Source organism: Variovorax sp. PAMC28562, from assembly GCF_014303735.1.
Taxonomy (GTDB): Bacteria; Pseudomonadota; Gammaproteobacteria; order Burkholderiales; family Burkholderiaceae_C; genus Variovorax.
The window spans coordinates 1,761,790-1,777,416 of sequence record NZ_CP060296.1; the positions used below are offsets into that span (position 1 = coordinate 1,761,790).

The window sequence follows — 15,627 nt, forward strand, 5'->3', positions numbered from 1 at the left end:
TATGTCGATTCCCCATCCGGGGGCTGTGTTTGCGATCTTTGGACTTGCTAACTTCTACTTGCTAAGTACTCAACCTATTACTTTGCTCGGACAGCACAAGCAAACGCCTTTGCCCAGACTTGGTTTCTTGCCGTCGAAGAGCAATACTGCCTGGTGTTTCCCGATTTGGTTTGGTGAGCGGTTTTCTTCGCGAGAATGGCGGGGTTCCTCGCATCTCAAGAATCGGGACCACCGCATCGGTTGCGTCGCTTGGCGTATATCTCGTATTGTCTGGCAACTACCCCAGCGGCGCCTTCTACCTGATGCCAACGCGTTTGCGGGAGCTAGGCTCGGGTTGCTTTCTATACCTTTACCTGAATCGAGCAGGCCAAGATTGCGTTTCTGCGGGTCGACAGACAGTAGCGTTCGTGATGTGCCGGTTAGCGACCTTCGTCGATCAGAATCGAGGCGGTTCTAGCCCAACACGTCTACCTCACCCTGCAGCTCACGCAACTGCGCCCAGTGCTCATAAAAGTCGGCGTAGGTTCCGCCCTCGGCATCCATGGCGGTAGCGCGTATGGCATTTGCAACCTCGTCCGCAAAAGGCTCCCATCGAAACTTGGCCGCTTGCACCTTGCCCCGCCTGACCAGGCCTTCTCGCTTAAGAGGGTCGCGAACGCTGCGTAACGCTTCCACCAATTCCGGAATCGAGGAGCCTGAAACTAGCACCGCGGCATCACCAGCGACTTCAGGAAGCGAGCTGTGGCCAGTCGTGATCACGGGGCACTCGCAGCTCATCGCTTCCGCGACGGGCAATCCGAAGCCTTCGTAAAGGGACGGATAGACAAGTGCCGTCGCGCCGGCGTAAGCAAGCGCGAGGCTTTCGTCGTCGAGGTCCATCTGCACGACGCGACGCCGTTTGCCGATAGCTTCGAGGCCCGATATGTCCTTTCCGCCGCCGACGCACAGCACATCGAAGTCGCGTTCTTGCATGGTCGCTACGGCATCGAAAAAGAGGCCGGAGTTCTTGTAGTTTTTCTCCTGTACCCGCGAGCCCACAAAAACATAGTATGGGCGCTCAAGTCCACTGCGTCGGCGAAACTGTGCAACAGCACCTTTCTCCATCGGACGGAACACCGCCGGGTCGATGCCACAGTAAGCGACCGTTGTGCAGGCCGGATCGAGTTCGGGGTAGAACCTCAGCAGGTCGCTCCGGGTGCTTTGCGATATGCAGACGTGTCGCCTCGCATGCGCAATGGCGATCTCCTTCTCACGCCAGATCCGTTGCGTCAGATCGAAGTCCAAGTGCTCAGGAATCATGTCGTAGACGAGGAGCAGCGAGGGCGTCTGCAGCGGCGTGCTGTAGTAGGTGGAAGCGAAAACTGTCGCACCATAGTGCTGGCACACCTGCTCGAGCAGTCGGGACTCCGCCGGGTTGTACAACGGTACGTACGCCGGAAAGGGCACGATCTCAATGCCCTCGAATTCTCCAGTCACGCCACCGCGGTCCAGGAAGATGATCGGCATGTCGAGCTTCTTCGCGAGCAGTGGCAGGATGGCGCGCCACACGCGTGCGATGCCCGATTGCGCGAGCTGAAAAAACATGCCATCGACGACCAGTGCCATCTGTTCTCCTTAATGGGGCGTGGCGCGGCGCGAGGCGGCCGAGCATCGACGCAGTGCAGTTTGCACGGCGGTGTACCGCCAGTCGGAAAGCTGGCGGTCTGCTGGCGCGATCTCGACAGGGAAACCCGCACGGCGACCGATCTCATCCACAAACGCCTCGTCGGACGAAACCAGCCACGGTGAAATGATCACGGGACCATGTTCGTTTCTGGCGCGATCCGGCTCCTCGATGCCGCGCGTGTCGGGCCGTGTGGAGAGCCCCTCGGGGTTCACGAAATACACCACGTGCGGATCGTTGATCTTGAAGAATGTCTTGTCGGCCCGGACGCAGCGCAGCCAGAAATCGAAGTCGCCCGCGGAGCGGTAGCTGGTGTCGAACATCCCGACGTCGCTGTGCAACTCGCGTCGCCACATCGGCGCGTTGTGCGGGAAGTTCGATTGCATCAGGTTGTATGGGGTCACCACCGGGACAGCGCTGTGCACGCCGATCGCGGCAGTGCGATCGAATGAGGCCTTGCCTTCGAAGCCGTAGTAGAAGTCTTGGTAGACGACGTCGACAAAGTCGAACTTCTTAAGGACTTCCGCCTGCCGCTCGAAGGAGTCATGGCGACGCAAGTCGTCCATGTTGGTGTTGGTGACGTAGCGTCCCTTCGCCATCTGCACGCCCAGGTTCCAGGCTTCGTAGATGCCGATTCGCGTCGCGGCGCGGTGATAGACAATGTTGGGGAAGCGCTCCATATAGCGCGCGATGACTTCGTATTCGTTCTCCGGCGAATTGGCATCGATGATGATTAGCTCGCTACGGGCGAACAGACTTTGCGACGTGATGTTCTGCATGAACTGTTCGATGTATTCGCCGCCGCGATAGAGGCTTGCGATCGCAGAGACCAGCAGAGTCGGTTCGTTTGCCACACGGAGACTGGGATAGATCCGGGGCCGCAGGGGCGGCGGATTGGCGTCGGTCACCGCCGCCTTATCCTGCCACTCCTTGATGCTGATGAACCGGTCCATTCCCATCCAGGGAAAAGTACCGGGGTCGAAGGGCGGGGGCGCTGGCGCGTCTGTCAGCTCTCGTGTTGCGCGCTGGGTCAACAATCCGAGTGCCATCTTGTCGCGTCGAAGGGTCTGCTTCAGCAACTGGTCCCAATGCCCGATCTCTTGGGCCATGGGGCTGCGACCCAGCAGGGTGCCGTAAGCGAACTGAATGAATTTGCCGTTCGGCATCTTGGGAACGAGCTGCGCGCGCGCTCGCACTGCCGCGGCTTCGGAGGAAGTCGCGATGTTTTCGATCATGGCCGCCGTGGTCATGCGGCCGGACATGACTTCGCCTATCCAGTACTGCCGATCTTCCGGCCCCGGGAGGCGTTCGAGCGCCCATTCGTATACGCGTACGACGACCGTCTCGACCTCGATCTCTGGCGGCCGCTCAGCAATGCGAGGAAACCGCGATTTCACGGAGGTTGGCGTTGTCTGCGTAATAGCGTTGTAGCAACGACGCAGCATGCGCTTTACCGGCTGAGGCAACTTGCGCAGCCACTCCGAGCTGCGAATCCGTTCAATCATTTTTTCCAACTTCGTGCGGACGAGACCGTGCTTGGCTTGATCCCAATGGGCCGTATCAAATTTCGCGTGGCCATCTGTGGGTTTACGGGGCTGGGTTCAGCGAAGGCAGCCTGGGCCAACACACCCATTCGGAGAAAAGGCGGAGTCCGTTCGTTCAGAACGAATGCCCTTCCTTATTGCGGCGAAGATCGGCGTCCACCATCATCGTGCAGAGTTGCTCGAGCGTTGTGTGCGGCTCCCAGCCCAGCTTCTGTTTGGCGCGTGCAGGGTCGCCGATGAGAAGGTCGACTTCAGACGGGCGATAGAACTTCGAATTCACTTTGACCAGCGTCTTGCCAGTCTTGATGTCGATGCCGACCTCGTGTTGCTCCGCACCCTCGAATCGCAGTTCGTAACCGGCGGCCCTGAATGCCATGTCGACGAACTGCCGCACGGTCTCGGTTCGGTTGGTGGCAAGCACGAAGCTGTCGGGTTCGTCGGCCTGCAGCATCAGCCACATGCCTTCCACGTATTCCTTGGCGAAGCCCCAGTCCCGCTTCGAGTCTAGGTTGCCCAACTCGAGCACATCCAGCTTGCCCAGCTTGATCTTTGCCACGCTGTCGGTGATCTTGCGGGTGACGAACTCGCGGCCCCGAAGCGGACTTTCATGATTGAAGAGGATTCCGCTGCAACCGAAGATGTCGTAGCTCTCCCGATAGTTGATGGTCATCCAATGAGCGAACAGCTTGGCGACGCCGTAGGGGCTGCGCGGGTAGAACGGGGTGTCCTCAGTCTGAGGAATGGCCTGCACCTTGCCGAACATCTCGGACGTCGATGCTTGATAGAAGCGGATCTTTGTATTGGTCAGCCGAATGGCTTCGAGCAGGTGCAAGGCGCCCATCGCGGTAATCTGCGCGGTCGCGTCGGGCTGGTTGAAACTCACGCCGACGAAACTTTGCGCCGCCAAGTTGTAGACCTCGTCAGGCGCTGCTTCCTTCATCAATTGCAACGAGCTGCCCAGATCGGTCAGGTCGTACTCGACCAGATGCAGATCGGGGTTGTTCTGAATGCCCAACTCCTCAATACGCCAGAAGTTAACCGAGCTCGTGCGCCGATATGTACCGTGGACGATGTATCCTTTTGAAAGCAGAAGTTCCGCCAAATAGGCTCCGTCCTGCCCTGTGATACCTGTGACTACCGCGCGCTTCTTCATGGGGGTCCTTGTGAAATCTGTGTTTCCGGCGTTGCGAACGGAATCTTCCGCCTAGCAACTCGACTCTCCAATTTTGCCGCAAAGCCGCAGCGGGCCTTTTGGAGGCCTGGGACTTATTGGCGCCGGAGCTGCCCGGCGGGAAGGGCCGATGGGGCCGGCGTCTAGAATGGCCCGCCTGCGCGCGCTCACTCGATGCGATGGCGGACGCCAGACAGTTAGGCCGTCCCAATTTGCGCATTCGCGCTCTGTTTATAGCCCGATGCCCTCCCAGACTCCACCGCCAGGCTCTGCCATGTCGCAATTCGTCTCTTACGCACAGAACTACGAGGACGTGATGCTGCGGCGCGCATTGCTGGATGTGGAGCATGGCTTCTACATCGATGTCGGCGCACAGCGGGAGGAGTCTGACTCGGTGACGAAGGCATTCAGCCTGGCCGGCTGGAGGGGGATCAACATCGAACCTCATCCGGGCTATTTCGAGGAACTGGTTCGCGGCCGGCCGCTGGACATAAATCTCGACGTGGCGATCGGCGAGCGCGAAGGCTCGCTCACCATAAGTTTCATCGACGACACGGGGCTGTCGACTGCCGACGACGAGATTGCGAAGCAGCATGCCGCTGCAGGTTATGCGATTCGTACGCAGGAAGTCGCCATGCTCACGCTTGCCATTGTCTGGCAGCGCCATGTGTCGGCGGGGCAGCCGGTGCATTTCCTAAAGGTCGATGTCGAGGGATTGGAGCAGGCGGTTCTTGCCGGAAACGACTGGACGAGCAATCGTCCGTGGATCGTGCTGGTCGAAGCCACGCTGCCGAACTCGCAGGTCGAGAACCATGCGTCATGGGAGCCAATGCTCCTGGATGCAGGCTACGTCTTCGTCTATGCGGACGGTCTCAACCGGTTCTACGTCGCACCGGAGCATGCAGAGCGCTGCGCAGCCTTCAAGTACCCACCCAATGTTTTCGACGGCTTCATCACGCTGCCGCTCCAGCGTTCGATCGAGGACGTAAAGACATTGCGGCAGACCATCGGCGAGATCGAAGCCGTCCGCGTACAAGCCGCGCAGCGGGAGCAGGCGCTTGGAAAACGGCTTGCCCTCAGAGCGGACAACTTGAAAGCCGCATCTTCGCTGGCCGTGATGCACGAGAAAGCCGCATCTTCACTGGCCGTGATGCACGAGAAAGCCGCATCTTCGCTGGCCGTGATGCATGAAGAGAATGTCGCGCTGGATCGCGCATTGCGGGAATCGCACCGGCGGATCGAAGTGGCAGAAGAAGCGCTCGTCCAGGCGCATGAACGGGAGTCCGAGCTACGCGAGCGGGTGGAAGCTGCAGGCAAGAGCTGGTTCGAACTTTCTCCATGGTTCAGAGACTTTGCCCCGGCCCGGTTTTTGCGCAGGCAAGGTCGTCGCGTGGCAAAAGCGGGATGGTGGGCCCTGACGCCTTGGCGCATACCGGAGCGGCTGCGCTTCATCCGGACGCGCGGGCTGCCTGCCACCCATGAAACACCCCCGGCAAGCCAACCTCGCCGCTGCGGCGCGGGCGAAGTGCATCCTTGCGGCCGGACCGTAGCGCCTCGACGGGCGGCCGGCAGCAGTGAAAAATCAGACTTGGAAGGGAGTTAGATGGGAAGAAAACGAGCACCGCGCCTTGCGCTTGATATGTATGTCCTCGCACAGGGGATCAAGACGGGCGTGTATCGGGTTTGCGACGAGCTTTTTCCGTTGCTGGCTAGGTCCGATCAGTTCGATCCCCGTCTTTACTATAGAGCCGGCGACGACAAAAAACCCAGTGTCGCGGCCATCCATAGGCTATTGGGCGCTCCCACGCATGAGGCCCCCGCGGACACCCCATCTGCCGATGCCGACATCCTGTTGTCCCCGTTCGGCGTGGCCCCTGCGGAATGGCTGCGCGATCCGCAGGTACTCCAGGCCCACATCGTCTACGACCTGATCGGCATCCGTCATCCCGAGTACTTTTCGGAGCAGTCTGCCGCCGAGGTCCGCCGGATCATGGACAGCCTGGACGAGCACACGGTCGTGTTCGCGATTTCGGAATACACCCGAAACGATCTGCTGGCCTACCGGTCGGATCTCAGTCCATCGCAGGTCACGGTCATCCCCTTGGCCGCTGGCGCGGCCTTTCGTCCTTGCGATGCCGTCGAACAGCGCAGGGCGGTGCGCACCAAGTACGGCATTCCGCTCGACGTGCCCTATGTGCTGAGCCTGGCGACGCTCGAGATCCGCAAGAACCTCGACCAGATCGTTCGCGCCTTTCTGCTGCATCTCGAACAGCAGCCGCAGAGCGAACTGCACCTCGTGCTTTCTGGCATGTCGGGCTGGAAGCTCGAGCGCCTGCAAGGCGCTCTCTCGTCGGCCGGGCACTGGCGCCATCGCATTGTGCTCACGGGCTTCGTGGACGATGACGACCTGTCCGCGCTCTACAGCGATGCCCTGTGCTTCATCTATCTGTCGCGATACGAGGGATTCGGACTGCCGCCGCTGGAAGCGATGGCGTGTGGTACGCCGGTGATCTGCGCCGACAACTCCTCATTGCCCGAAGTGGTGGGCAAGGCCGGACTGCTGCTCAATGCCGATGATGCGCAAGGCGTCGCAGCAGCACTGCAGAAGATCGCCGAATCGCCGGAGCTGCGCCAGCAGCTGGCCGATGCGGGTCTGAAGCGAGCAAAAGTGTTCAGTTGGGAGCGTTGCGCCGAAATCATTGTCGAGACCCTGTCATCAGCGTACGCGCTGCATGAGCGGCGGCCGATCGGTCGTCGACCGCGCGACCTCGCATCGCCGGGCGGGCAAGTGCCCGGCGCGAAGCAGGTGAATGGTGTTGCCGAAGCCAGCTTGCTCGGATTCCAAAACGGCAGCCAGGGCCGCCGTTTCCCGGCATCGGACCCGATGCGATCGGCTTCCGCCGCCTGGCCGGTCTGGGTGGATCGCTTGCCGGACAACGGCGGGCGAATCGTCGAGGGCGGACTGCGGACCGAAGGACGACACAAGAGCAGTACCGATGGCCAGCCGCTCGTCAGCTACATCACGGTCGTGCGCAACAACGCCGTGACGCTGGCGCGCACCCTCGATAGCGTGCAGCGGCAGACGTACCCGAACGTCGAGCACATTGTCCTGGATGGGGCATCCACAGATGGCACGCTGGACCTCATTCGGCAGCACGCCGGCAACCTCGACTATTTCGTTTCGGAGCCGGACACCGGGCTCTATGCCGCAATCAACAAGGCGATTCAGCTGGCGCGAGGCCAGCTCATCTGCATTCTGAATTCCGACGACTGGCTCGAGCCGCGTGCTGCCGAGATCGCCGTTCACAGGATGAGCGGACGAACAGACGCTGCCCTGCTGCTCACGACGGCCCTTGTCGCAGCCGAGCCCGAAAAGGTTCGTGAATGGTGTCCGTCCGTCGTGCACCCGGGGTGCTACTTCACTTGCGCCGACGATTGCCACAACGGTATCTACGCGAACCGTGCGGCCTACGAGCAGGCGGGTCCTTACGACGCCTCGTACAAGATCGTGGCCGACTTTAAGTGGCTCATGACCTGCCTCGAGGCCGACGTTGGCTTCGTCTACACACGTGAGGCGACCGTCAACTACTCGATGGGCGGCATCTCGGGCGATATTAGGCAGCACAGCATCGAATGCATTCGGGTCGTCCGAGAGCGATTTCCGTTCTTGTCGGCGATCGAAGCCAGTGGTCTCTACCACTGCTTCTTCAAACTGGGTGGCGCTGTTCGCGCACTCGAGGAGGACCGGCCTGTCGATCTGACGGAGTTCGTGCGAAGCATGTTCACGGTCCATCAGGATCAAGCCGATTTCGTGCGCGCGTTGACCTGGGCGGCCATGGCCAGGCTGAGGCATCCCGCTGAGTTCACTCGCCCGGTCGCGGCGCTGCCCCCGCCCCCGCCGTTACCCTCGACCGGTAGGGCGCTCAAAGACCTGGTCAAGAGCGTGCTGCGTAGGTATCCGCGCCTCTACGGGCTTGCCGTGCGAGGCTACGTGCGGCTGCGGGCCTAGCACCGTGGCCCGCATCGCCTTCGTCGACCATTCGTTCCACCAGACCACCCGGTCGACGGCATTCCTGCCCGCGATGCTGCGGCGCAATGGGCATGTCGTCGACCCGTTCTGGGACGAGGGCTGGAAGGGCGGGCCCGTGGTGCCTTGGGATGCCGTCGCTTCGCACGACGTGGTGATCATGTTCCAGTCGTATTGCGACACGCAGGGGCAAAGGTTCCGGCAGGCGCATCCGAACGTTGTCTACATACCGATGCTCGATCAGTTCGGGCTCTGGCTCGGCCCGATGTACAACCTGTCGGCCTTTTGGGAACCGTTCCAGGGCTCGAAATTGCTGAACTTCTCCAACGCGCTGCATTGCATGACGACCGGCTTTGGCATCGCGAGCCACTTCGTTCGCTTCTACCCGCCGGCCGAAGCTTTGCCGGCACCGCGCAAGCCGGGGCTGCATGGCTTCTTCTGGTTGAGGCGCGAGCTGCAACTCAACTGGGCTGTGGTCCGCAAGCTGATCGGCGACACGGCCTTCGACAGCTTCCACATCCATCTCGCGACCGACCCCGGCACGGTGCCGGCCGTGCTGCCGCCGCCCGAAGACGTGCAGCGCCATAACATAACAACCTCGACCTGGTTCGAGGACAAGTCTGAGCTAGAGGCCGTGATGCAGCGCGCCAACGTGTACTTCGCACCGCGGCCGGGCGAGGGCATCGGGCAGTCCTTTCTCGAGGCGATGGGACGCGGCCAGTGCGTCGTCGCGCCGGACCAGGGCACGATGAACGAGTACATCGTGCCGGGCGTCAACGGGCTGCTCTACGACCTCTTCGATCCGGCGCCGCTCGATTTTTCGGATGTGGCCGCACTCGGCGTGCAGGCGCGTGCGGGCACGCTGGCCGGGCGCCGCTTGTGGGAGCAAGCCGAGCAGGATCTGCTGCGTTTCGTCCTTGCGTCCAGCGAGTCGCTCTACTTGGGGAAGTACCAGCACGGGGCCGCTGACCCCGCACCGGACGCTGCGCCGGGGCTGCGGAGGCTGGTGCAGCGCCATCCCGTGTTCAAGGCGACGCGCATCGTCTGGCATCCGCTGCTCGAGTTGGCGCGCAAGCTGGCCGGTCGCTGACCGAGCCCCAACCGCGCCGAACTGAATGACCACCAAGAAACGACCAAGGATTTAATATGACAACGCCAAAGAAGATATTCGTCGCAGGCCACCGCGGCCTGGTGGGCACCGCCACCATTCGCGCGCTGCAGGGCCTGGCGGAGCACGAGATCCTGACGCGCACGCGCGGCGAGCTCGACCTCGGCAACCGGGATGCCACGCGCCAGTTCTTTCTGGAGAACCGTCCGGACCACGTGGTGATGAGCGCGGCCAAAGTCGGCGGCATCCTGGCCAACTCGAACTTGCCGGTCGACTTTCTGCACGACAACCTGCGCATCCAGCTGAACGTGTTCGACGCGGCGCACGAGGCGAAGGTCGACCGCATGATCTTCCTCGGCTCGTCATGCATCTACCCTCGCGACTGCCCACAGCCGATCAAGGAAGAGTACCTGCTGACCGGCCCGCTCGAGGCCACCAATCGGCCCTATGCGCTGGCCAAGATCTCCGGCGTGGAGTCCTGCTGGGCCTTCAACCGCCAGTACGGCACGCGCTACCTGGCAGTGATGCCTACCAACATGTACGGCCCGGGCGACAACTACCACCCGGAGTATTCGCACGTGCTGCCCGCGCTGATCCGGCGCTTTCATGAGGCCAAGGTCAAGGCGGAGCCCTCGGTCGTCGTCTGGGGCTCGGGCAAGCCGCGGCGCGAGTTCATGTATTCGTCCGATCTGGGCGATGCGCTGGTGTTCCTGCTTGGCCTCGACGACGCGCGCTTCGCGTCGCTGACGCGACCCGAGACAACTCCGCTGCTCAACGTCGGCGTTGGCGACGACGTGACGATTCGCGAGGTGGCAGAACTGGTCAAGGCGACGGTCGACTACCGGGGCGAGCTACAGCTCGATGCCAGCAAGCCCGACGGCACGCCGCGCAAGCTGATGGACGTAAGCAAGCTGCAGGCCCTGGGCTGGAAGGCGAAGACGCCGCTCGCAACGGGGCTCAAGAGCGCCTACGAAGACTTCCTCGCGCGCCATGCCTGAAAGCGAGATTCGACGACACGCAAGAAGGCTCGCCAAGGCGTTCTGGTGGGCCGCGACGCCCTGGCGCATCCAGGAGCGGATGCAGTTCCTGCGGGCACGGGCTGCCGCCCGGGTGCGTGCGGACAGGCTGGCGCCTTACGTTGCCAGCGAGCGCGAGCGTGCGGCCCGTCGGGCGCGCGGCGAAGCGGTCCCGGCGCCCGCCCTGCTCGACCTGCATGACGACGATGCACTCGCGCAGGTCGCGGGCGAGGCATGGGCCGGCTTGTCATGGCCGCCGGTCGCCGGCGCGGCGGTCGTCGACACATGGACGGCCGCGCGCTTCTGCATCGACCTGCTGCGCCGGTGCGCCGACCTGCGCGAGCGCTTTCCAACCGCGCTGGTGGGCGGAAGCGACAACCAATTCGCCGCGTGGCTGCAGCGCGAGGGTGCCAGCGAGTTCGGCTTGAGCGATGCCGGCATCCAGCACGTGCGCGATGCGCTCGACGCGGACCTGGCGACCCGAGCGCGACAGGCTTTCCTCACGCGCGAATCGCTGCACGGCGTGCTGCCCCAGGGGTTGACCCCAGCCGGATCGCACGCGCTGTTCGGCTGGTTCGCCAGCTTGGGCATCGACGAAGCTGGCTTGCGTGCGGAGGAAGTCTGGTGGCTTTTGCTCCAGGCGGTGCAGCGCCCGGCGCACGAACTTATGCAGGCGTACCTCTTCACTCCGGCTTGGCAAGACCTGCACCCGGATGGCCTTACGGTGTTCGGGCGCGATGCATTCGCTACATGGTTTGCGGCGGAGTACGGTCATTCTGCTGACCGGGGCGACTGGACCGACGCGTCGCGCTGGCCTGCCTGGCAGACGCCTGCGCTGCAAATCCGTGCGGCCTTCTGGGCACGACCCGCCTGGCGCGCCGCGCATCCCGAAGCGTTCATAGATGTGCCCCGCGCGCTCGCGTTCCTCGGCTGGTTGCGGTGGGGGGCCGATCTGCCCGAAGCGCAGCGCGCGTGGTGCGATGCGCTCGATGCCGAGCTGGTGGCCTCCGAGCTTGCCCAGCCCGGCGTTAACGTAATCGGACATTTTTGCTATGCCTCCGGCCTGCGCGTCTCGGTCGAATCGATGGTCCAGGGCATGGGCCGGGTCGGTGTCGCGACCTCGCTGCGCGACGTCTACACCGATGTCAAGGACGACCCGCACCATGCCGAATACTCCGGCATGGAGGCGTACGACGTGACGGTGATTCATACCCAGCCCGAGCCGTTGTTCAATCAAGCGTACGAACGGGCCAATCTGCTCGAGCGCACGCCGCGCACCTATCGCATCGGCTACTGGTACTGGGAGTTCGATTCGGTTCCCGATGCGTGGGCCCATCACGCGAGCAAGGTCGACGAGATCTGGGCCGCCACCGCGTTCGTCGCCAAGGGGCTGCGTGCCAAGACCCAGGTGCCGGTCCGGACGCTCTTCCCGGGCGTCAAGCTGGCGCCGTTCGAGGCGCGGAGCAAAGCGCATTTCGGCCTCGACGAAGGGCGCTTCACCTTCCTCTTTACCTTCCACATGATGAGCGTGATGGAGCGCAAAAATCCGCTCGGCCTGATCCGCGCGTTCCGCTCGGCATTCAAGGCCGACGAGCCGGTATCGCTGGTGCTGAAGACATCGTTCGGCGACCGGCATCCGACGCAGTTGCAGGAGCTCCACGCCGCCGCGGCCGGCGCGTCGATCAAGATCGTCGACGAGGTGATGAGTCCCGACGCGGTGCTGTCCCTCATGCATGCCTGCGACGCCTATGTGTCCCTGCATCGCAGCGAGGGCCTCGGCCTCACGATGGCTGAGGCCATGCTGATGGGCAAGCCGGTGATCGCGACGCGCTATTCTGGCAACGTCGACTTCATGGACGATGGGAATAGCCTGCTGGTTGACTACCGACTGGTGAAGCTTGGTCGCGACATCCCGCCCTACAGCGCCGATCTGGAGTGGGCCGAGCCGTCCGAGGCGCATGCGGCGCAGCTGATGCGACGCGTCTACGAGGACCCGGACCGCGCACGGGCGCTGGGGCAGGCCGCTACGAAGAGTGCGCGGGAACGCCTCTCGCTGGATGCGGCGGGGCGGCGGTTCGCAGATCGGCTCGCAGAGATTCGTGAGGCACGCCGAACGGCCTGACTACTACTGAACGTCGACGATCCGCCCGTGTTCGAGGTGGATCACGCGGTTGCACTCCTTGGCGATCAGCTCTGGCGAGTGCGAAGCCAGCACCAAGATGCCGGATTTGGCGACCACGTCCTTCATCCGCTGCTCCGCCTTCTCGGTGAACTCCGCATCACCGACGGAAAGCCATTCGTCCATTAGCAAGATGTCTGCTTGAACACTGGTAGAAATCGAAAACGCCAGCCGCATCATCATGCCGGTGGAGTAGGTGCGCACCGGCATGTTCACGTATTCGCCAAGTCCGCTGAACTCGCAAATGCCAGGCGTGAGGTCGTCCAGTTGCTTCTTGCTCATCCCCATGACCAGGCCGCGCAACATGATGTTTTCCAAGCCAGTGGCGTCGGCCTCTATGCCGAGAGAGGGATCGATCAGGCTCGCGACAGTGCCTTCCCTGACGAATTCGCCTGACGACGGCTCATAGACGCCCGCCAATGCGCGTAACAGTGTCGATTTGCCCGCACCGTTGTGGCCGATCAGCCCCAACCGGTCGCCGCTTTTCAGTTCGAGGTTGATGTTGCTCAGCGCCTGGACCACGTTCACACCGGTCTCCTTGCCGAAGCGGCCGCCGGTAACCGATGAGGCCAGTGTCTTCTTCAACGATGCGGAGCCAGCTCCATAAATTGGGAAGTTGACGGAGACATTTTTAAGCGAAATGGAAGCCATGAATTCTTAAAGCCAGTAAACAACGCGGCGACGGTATTTCGAGAACAGCATGGCCGATGCAGTGACGCTCAAGAATGTCCATCCCAGAATGCCCCACCAGTTATGCGCTTCGGCCACGTTGCCCATCAATGGCGCACGCAGCAGCTCGAGAATCTGCGCGAACGGGTTGTAGAGAACGTATTTCGCGCGTCCCGGCAAGCTTTCTGGCAGCCAGAACACCGGCGTCAAAAACATCAACATCTGCATTACGCTGGTCACGATTTGCGTCACATCGCGAAAGCGCGTGCAGACCAGTCCAAGCGCCAGGCCCAACGCCTGCCCGTTGATCAGGAGAAGTAAAAGCGCAGGGATGACCAGCAGTGCCGACCACGACAAGGAAATGCCTGCCCAGATCGCCACGGGGATGTAAAGCACGATCTGATGCGCAAACTGAATGAGGTTGCGCGCCATGCTCCGCCATACAAAAAGGCTGATCGGAAAGTACCCCTGTTTCAGGTAGTTGGCCGAGCCGATGAAGGTGTTGCAGGAATCGGTCACCATGCTGGAAAAGAATCCCCAGAAGATCAGGCCCAAGGCCAAGTGCGGAAAAAACTTGGAGAGTTCAGTGCCGAACAGCGAGCTGTAGAGCGGCCCCATGCCGCCGATCATGACGCCCATGCTCAGCGTAAGCCAGATCGGCCCGAGCATCGAGCGTCGGTAGCGTAAGACGATGTCGAACCAGGCCAGGGTCCACCAGATGTCGGTGCGGCGGGTGCCTTCCCACCAATCCGTCCACGCGCTGCGATGCAGGTTTGAATGTGCTTGGCTCATGCGCGCCCGTAGGTGTCTGCCAGGCGAACGATGTCGTCTTCGCCGAGGTAGCCGCCGCATTGCACTTCGATGAGCACGAGTTCGTCCTTGCCGATGTTCGTCAATCGATGTTTCTCTTTGAGAGGGATGTAGCGGTACTGGCCGGGCAGTGTTTCATGCTCGACATCGCCCACCTGGACGATCGCTTTGCCTTGCACCACGACCCAGTGCTCGGCGCGCTGATGGTGGTATTGCAGGGAGAGCGATTCGCCAGGCTTGACCGTGATGCGCTTGACCTTGTAGCCGTCTTCTTCTTTCAGCGAGGCATAGGTGCCCCAAGGGCGATGCACGACGGCCGGCAGATTGACGGTCTCGTGCTTGCGCGACTTGAGCGCATCGACAACTTGCTTCACCTTCTGCGCGCTGTCTTTATGGGTGATCAGCAGCGCATCGGGCGTGTCGACGATGACCAGATCGCGAACGCCGAGCACTGCCACCATCTTCGGCCCATGGCTGTCGATCTGCACGTGCGTGTTGGTGGTGTCGATGGCGATCGCGTCGAAAGGAATCGTATTGCCGCTGGCATCGGCGGTGTGCGACCTGGCAACCGACGGCCAGGTGCCGACGTCGCTCCAACTGAACTTGGCGGGCACCACATGCACGTTGTCGGCGCGCTCCATGACGGCGTAGTCGATGCTGATGTCGGGCTGTAAGCCGAAGGCATGCAGATCGAACTGCACAGCGTTGCCTGCCGCGGTCGAGGTGTCGAGCGCATTGCGCGCTGCAGCCAAAAGCGCGGGGGCGTACTTTTCAAAGGCCGCCACGATAGCGTCTGCCGTAAAGCAGAACATGCCGCTGTTCCAGTAATAACGGCCGGTCGCCAAGTAGTCCTGGGCGGTCGGAAGGTCGGGCTTTTCGACGAAGCGCTTGGCCATCTGGCTGTCGCGCGATACCTTGTCGACCTCGATGTAGCCGAAGCCGGTGTCGGGCGTCGTCGGGCTTACGCCAAAGACGACCAGCGCACCCTTTTCAGCAAGGCGAAAGGCCTCGCTCGCGCTGGCGACGAAGGCATCGACGTCGGGCACCAGGTGGTCGGCCGACAGCACCAGCATGACGGTGTCGCCACTGAACTTCTTGATGCACTGCAATGCCGCGAGCGCGATGGCCGGGGCCGTGTTGCGGCCCTTGGGCTCGAGCAGCAGGGTGGCCGACGGTGGGTCTGACATCTGGCCGAGCACGTCTTTGGTGAGGAACAAATGGTCTTTGTTGGTCACGATGAGCAAATCGCCCGTGCCGCAGGCCTGGCCGCGTTCGATGGCTTGCTGCAGCAAAGTCGAGCCGCCGAGCTTCATGAAAGGCTTGGGAAAGGCCTGGCGGGACAGCGGCCAAAGCCTGGATCCGGCGCCGCCAGAGAGCACCACTGAAAGCAGTCGCATGTTGTTCCTCTGATTTGTTAGGGTGAAGTTTACCGGGCGCTCG

The 15,627-nt window shown here is 62.1% G+C and carries 11 protein-coding genes; 5 read left to right on the forward strand and 6 right to left on the reverse strand.

The features are described 5' to 3' along the window. Positions 1 to 453: 453 nt before the first annotated feature. The 3 genes from H7F36_RS08425 to gmd form a co-directional block, all read right to left on the reverse strand. The gene (locus H7F36_RS08425) at positions 454 to 1,605 is read right to left on the reverse strand and encodes a glycosyltransferase family 4 protein (protein ID WP_187054246.1); all 1,152 of its coding nucleotides are present in this window, start codon (positions 1,603 to 1,605) and stop codon (positions 454 to 456) included. A 9-nt stretch (positions 1,606 to 1,614) separates the two neighbouring features. Then, complete coding sequence (locus H7F36_RS08430) at positions 1,615 to 3,168, reverse strand: glycosyltransferase (RefSeq protein WP_187054247.1); 1,554 nt, start codon at positions 3,166 to 3,168, stop codon at positions 1,615 to 1,617. 154 nt (positions 3,169 to 3,322) lie between these two features. Continuing rightward, on the reverse strand, positions 3,323 to 4,360 hold the full coding sequence (gene gmd / locus H7F36_RS08435; protein WP_187054248.1) for a GDP-mannose 4,6-dehydratase: 1,038 nt from the start codon (positions 4,358 to 4,360) through the stop codon (positions 3,323 to 3,325). Positions 4,361 to 4,652: 292 nt separating this feature from the next. On the opposite strand from gmd, the gene H7F36_RS08440 reads away from it, so the two are divergent. The 5 genes from H7F36_RS08440 to H7F36_RS08460 are packed head-to-tail and all read left to right on the forward strand — an operon-like array spanning position 4,653 to position 12,651. Continuing rightward, positions 4,653 to 5,981, forward strand: coding sequence for an FkbM family methyltransferase (locus tag H7F36_RS08440; RefSeq protein WP_187054249.1), 1,329 nt, complete (start codon positions 4,653 to 4,655; stop codon positions 5,979 to 5,981). A 36-nt stretch (positions 5,982 to 6,017) separates the two neighbouring features. Then, a complete protein-coding gene (locus tag H7F36_RS08445; RefSeq protein ID WP_187054250.1) occupies positions 6,018 to 8,387 on the forward strand; it encodes a glycosyltransferase in 2,370 nt (789 codons plus the stop codon). 4 nt (positions 8,388 to 8,391) lie between these two features. Next, positions 8,392 to 9,495, forward strand: coding sequence for a glycosyltransferase (locus tag H7F36_RS08450; RefSeq protein ID WP_187054251.1), 1,104 nt, complete (start codon positions 8,392 to 8,394; stop codon positions 9,493 to 9,495). 56 nt (positions 9,496 to 9,551) lie between these two features. Then, positions 9,552 to 10,511 (forward strand): GDP-L-fucose synthase family protein, encoded by a 960-nt coding sequence (locus H7F36_RS08455; protein ID WP_187054252.1) that lies wholly within the window; start codon positions 9,552 to 9,554, stop codon positions 10,509 to 10,511. Beyond that, entirely contained in the window at positions 10,504 to 12,651 is a 2,148-nt protein-coding gene (locus tag H7F36_RS08460; RefSeq protein WP_187054253.1) for a glycosyltransferase family 4 protein, read from the forward strand. Before H7F36_RS08455 ends, H7F36_RS08460 begins: the two co-directional genes overlap by 8 nt. A gap of 3 nt (positions 12,652 to 12,654) precedes the next feature. On the opposite strand, the gene H7F36_RS08465 is transcribed toward H7F36_RS08460, so the two are convergent. The 3 genes from H7F36_RS08465 to H7F36_RS08475 are packed head-to-tail and all read right to left on the reverse strand — an operon-like array spanning position 12,655 to position 15,584. Then, a complete protein-coding gene (locus H7F36_RS08465) occupies positions 12,655 to 13,359 on the reverse strand; it encodes an ABC transporter ATP-binding protein (protein ID WP_187054254.1) in 705 nt (234 codons plus the stop codon). Between the two features lie 6 nt (positions 13,360 to 13,365). After that, the gene (locus tag H7F36_RS08470; RefSeq protein ID WP_315971449.1) at positions 13,366 to 14,229 is read right to left on the reverse strand and encodes an ABC transporter permease; all 864 of its coding nucleotides are present in this window, start codon (positions 14,227 to 14,229) and stop codon (positions 13,366 to 13,368) included. Then, positions 14,166 to 15,584 carry a mannose-1-phosphate guanylyltransferase/mannose-6-phosphate isomerase gene (locus H7F36_RS08475; protein ID WP_187054256.1) on the reverse strand — a complete coding sequence of 473 codons (1,419 nt, stop codon included), beginning with the start codon at positions 15,582 to 15,584 and terminating at the stop codon, positions 14,166 to 14,168. Before H7F36_RS08475 ends, H7F36_RS08470 begins: the two co-directional genes overlap by 64 nt. Positions 15,585 to 15,627 lie beyond the last annotated feature (43 nt).

Coding starts and splice junctions, on each gene's coding strand:
- H7F36_RS08425 (WP_187054246.1), bottom strand. CDS start 1,605: ATGGCACTGGTCGTCGATGGCATGTTTTTTCAGCTCGCGCAATCGGGC.
- H7F36_RS08430 (WP_187054247.1), bottom strand. CDS start 3,168: ATGATTGAACGGATTCGCAGCTCGGAGTGGCTGCGCAAGTTGCCTCAG.
- gmd (WP_187054248.1), bottom strand. CDS start 4,360: ATGAAGAAGCGCGCGGTAGTCACAGGTATCACAGGGCAGGACGGAGCC.
- H7F36_RS08440 (WP_187054249.1), top strand. CDS start 4,653: ATGTCGCAATTCGTCTCTTACGCACAGAACTACGAGGACGTGATGCTG.
- H7F36_RS08445 (WP_187054250.1), top strand. CDS start 6,018: ATGTATGTCCTCGCACAGGGGATCAAGACGGGCGTGTATCGGGTTTGC.
- H7F36_RS08455 (WP_187054252.1), top strand. CDS start 9,552: ATGACAACGCCAAAGAAGATATTCGTCGCAGGCCACCGCGGCCTGGTG.
- H7F36_RS08460 (WP_187054253.1), top strand. CDS start 10,504: ATGCCTGAAAGCGAGATTCGACGACACGCAAGAAGGCTCGCCAAGGCG.
- H7F36_RS08465 (WP_187054254.1), bottom strand. CDS start 13,359: ATGGCTTCCATTTCGCTTAAAAATGTCTCCGTCAACTTCCCAATTTAT.
- H7F36_RS08470 (WP_315971449.1), bottom strand. CDS start 14,229: ATGCGGCGGCTACCTCGGCGAAGACGACATCGTTCGCCTGGCAGACAC.
- H7F36_RS08475 (WP_187054256.1), bottom strand. CDS start 15,584: ATGCGACTGCTTTCAGTGGTGCTCTCTGGCGGCGCCGGATCCAGGCTT.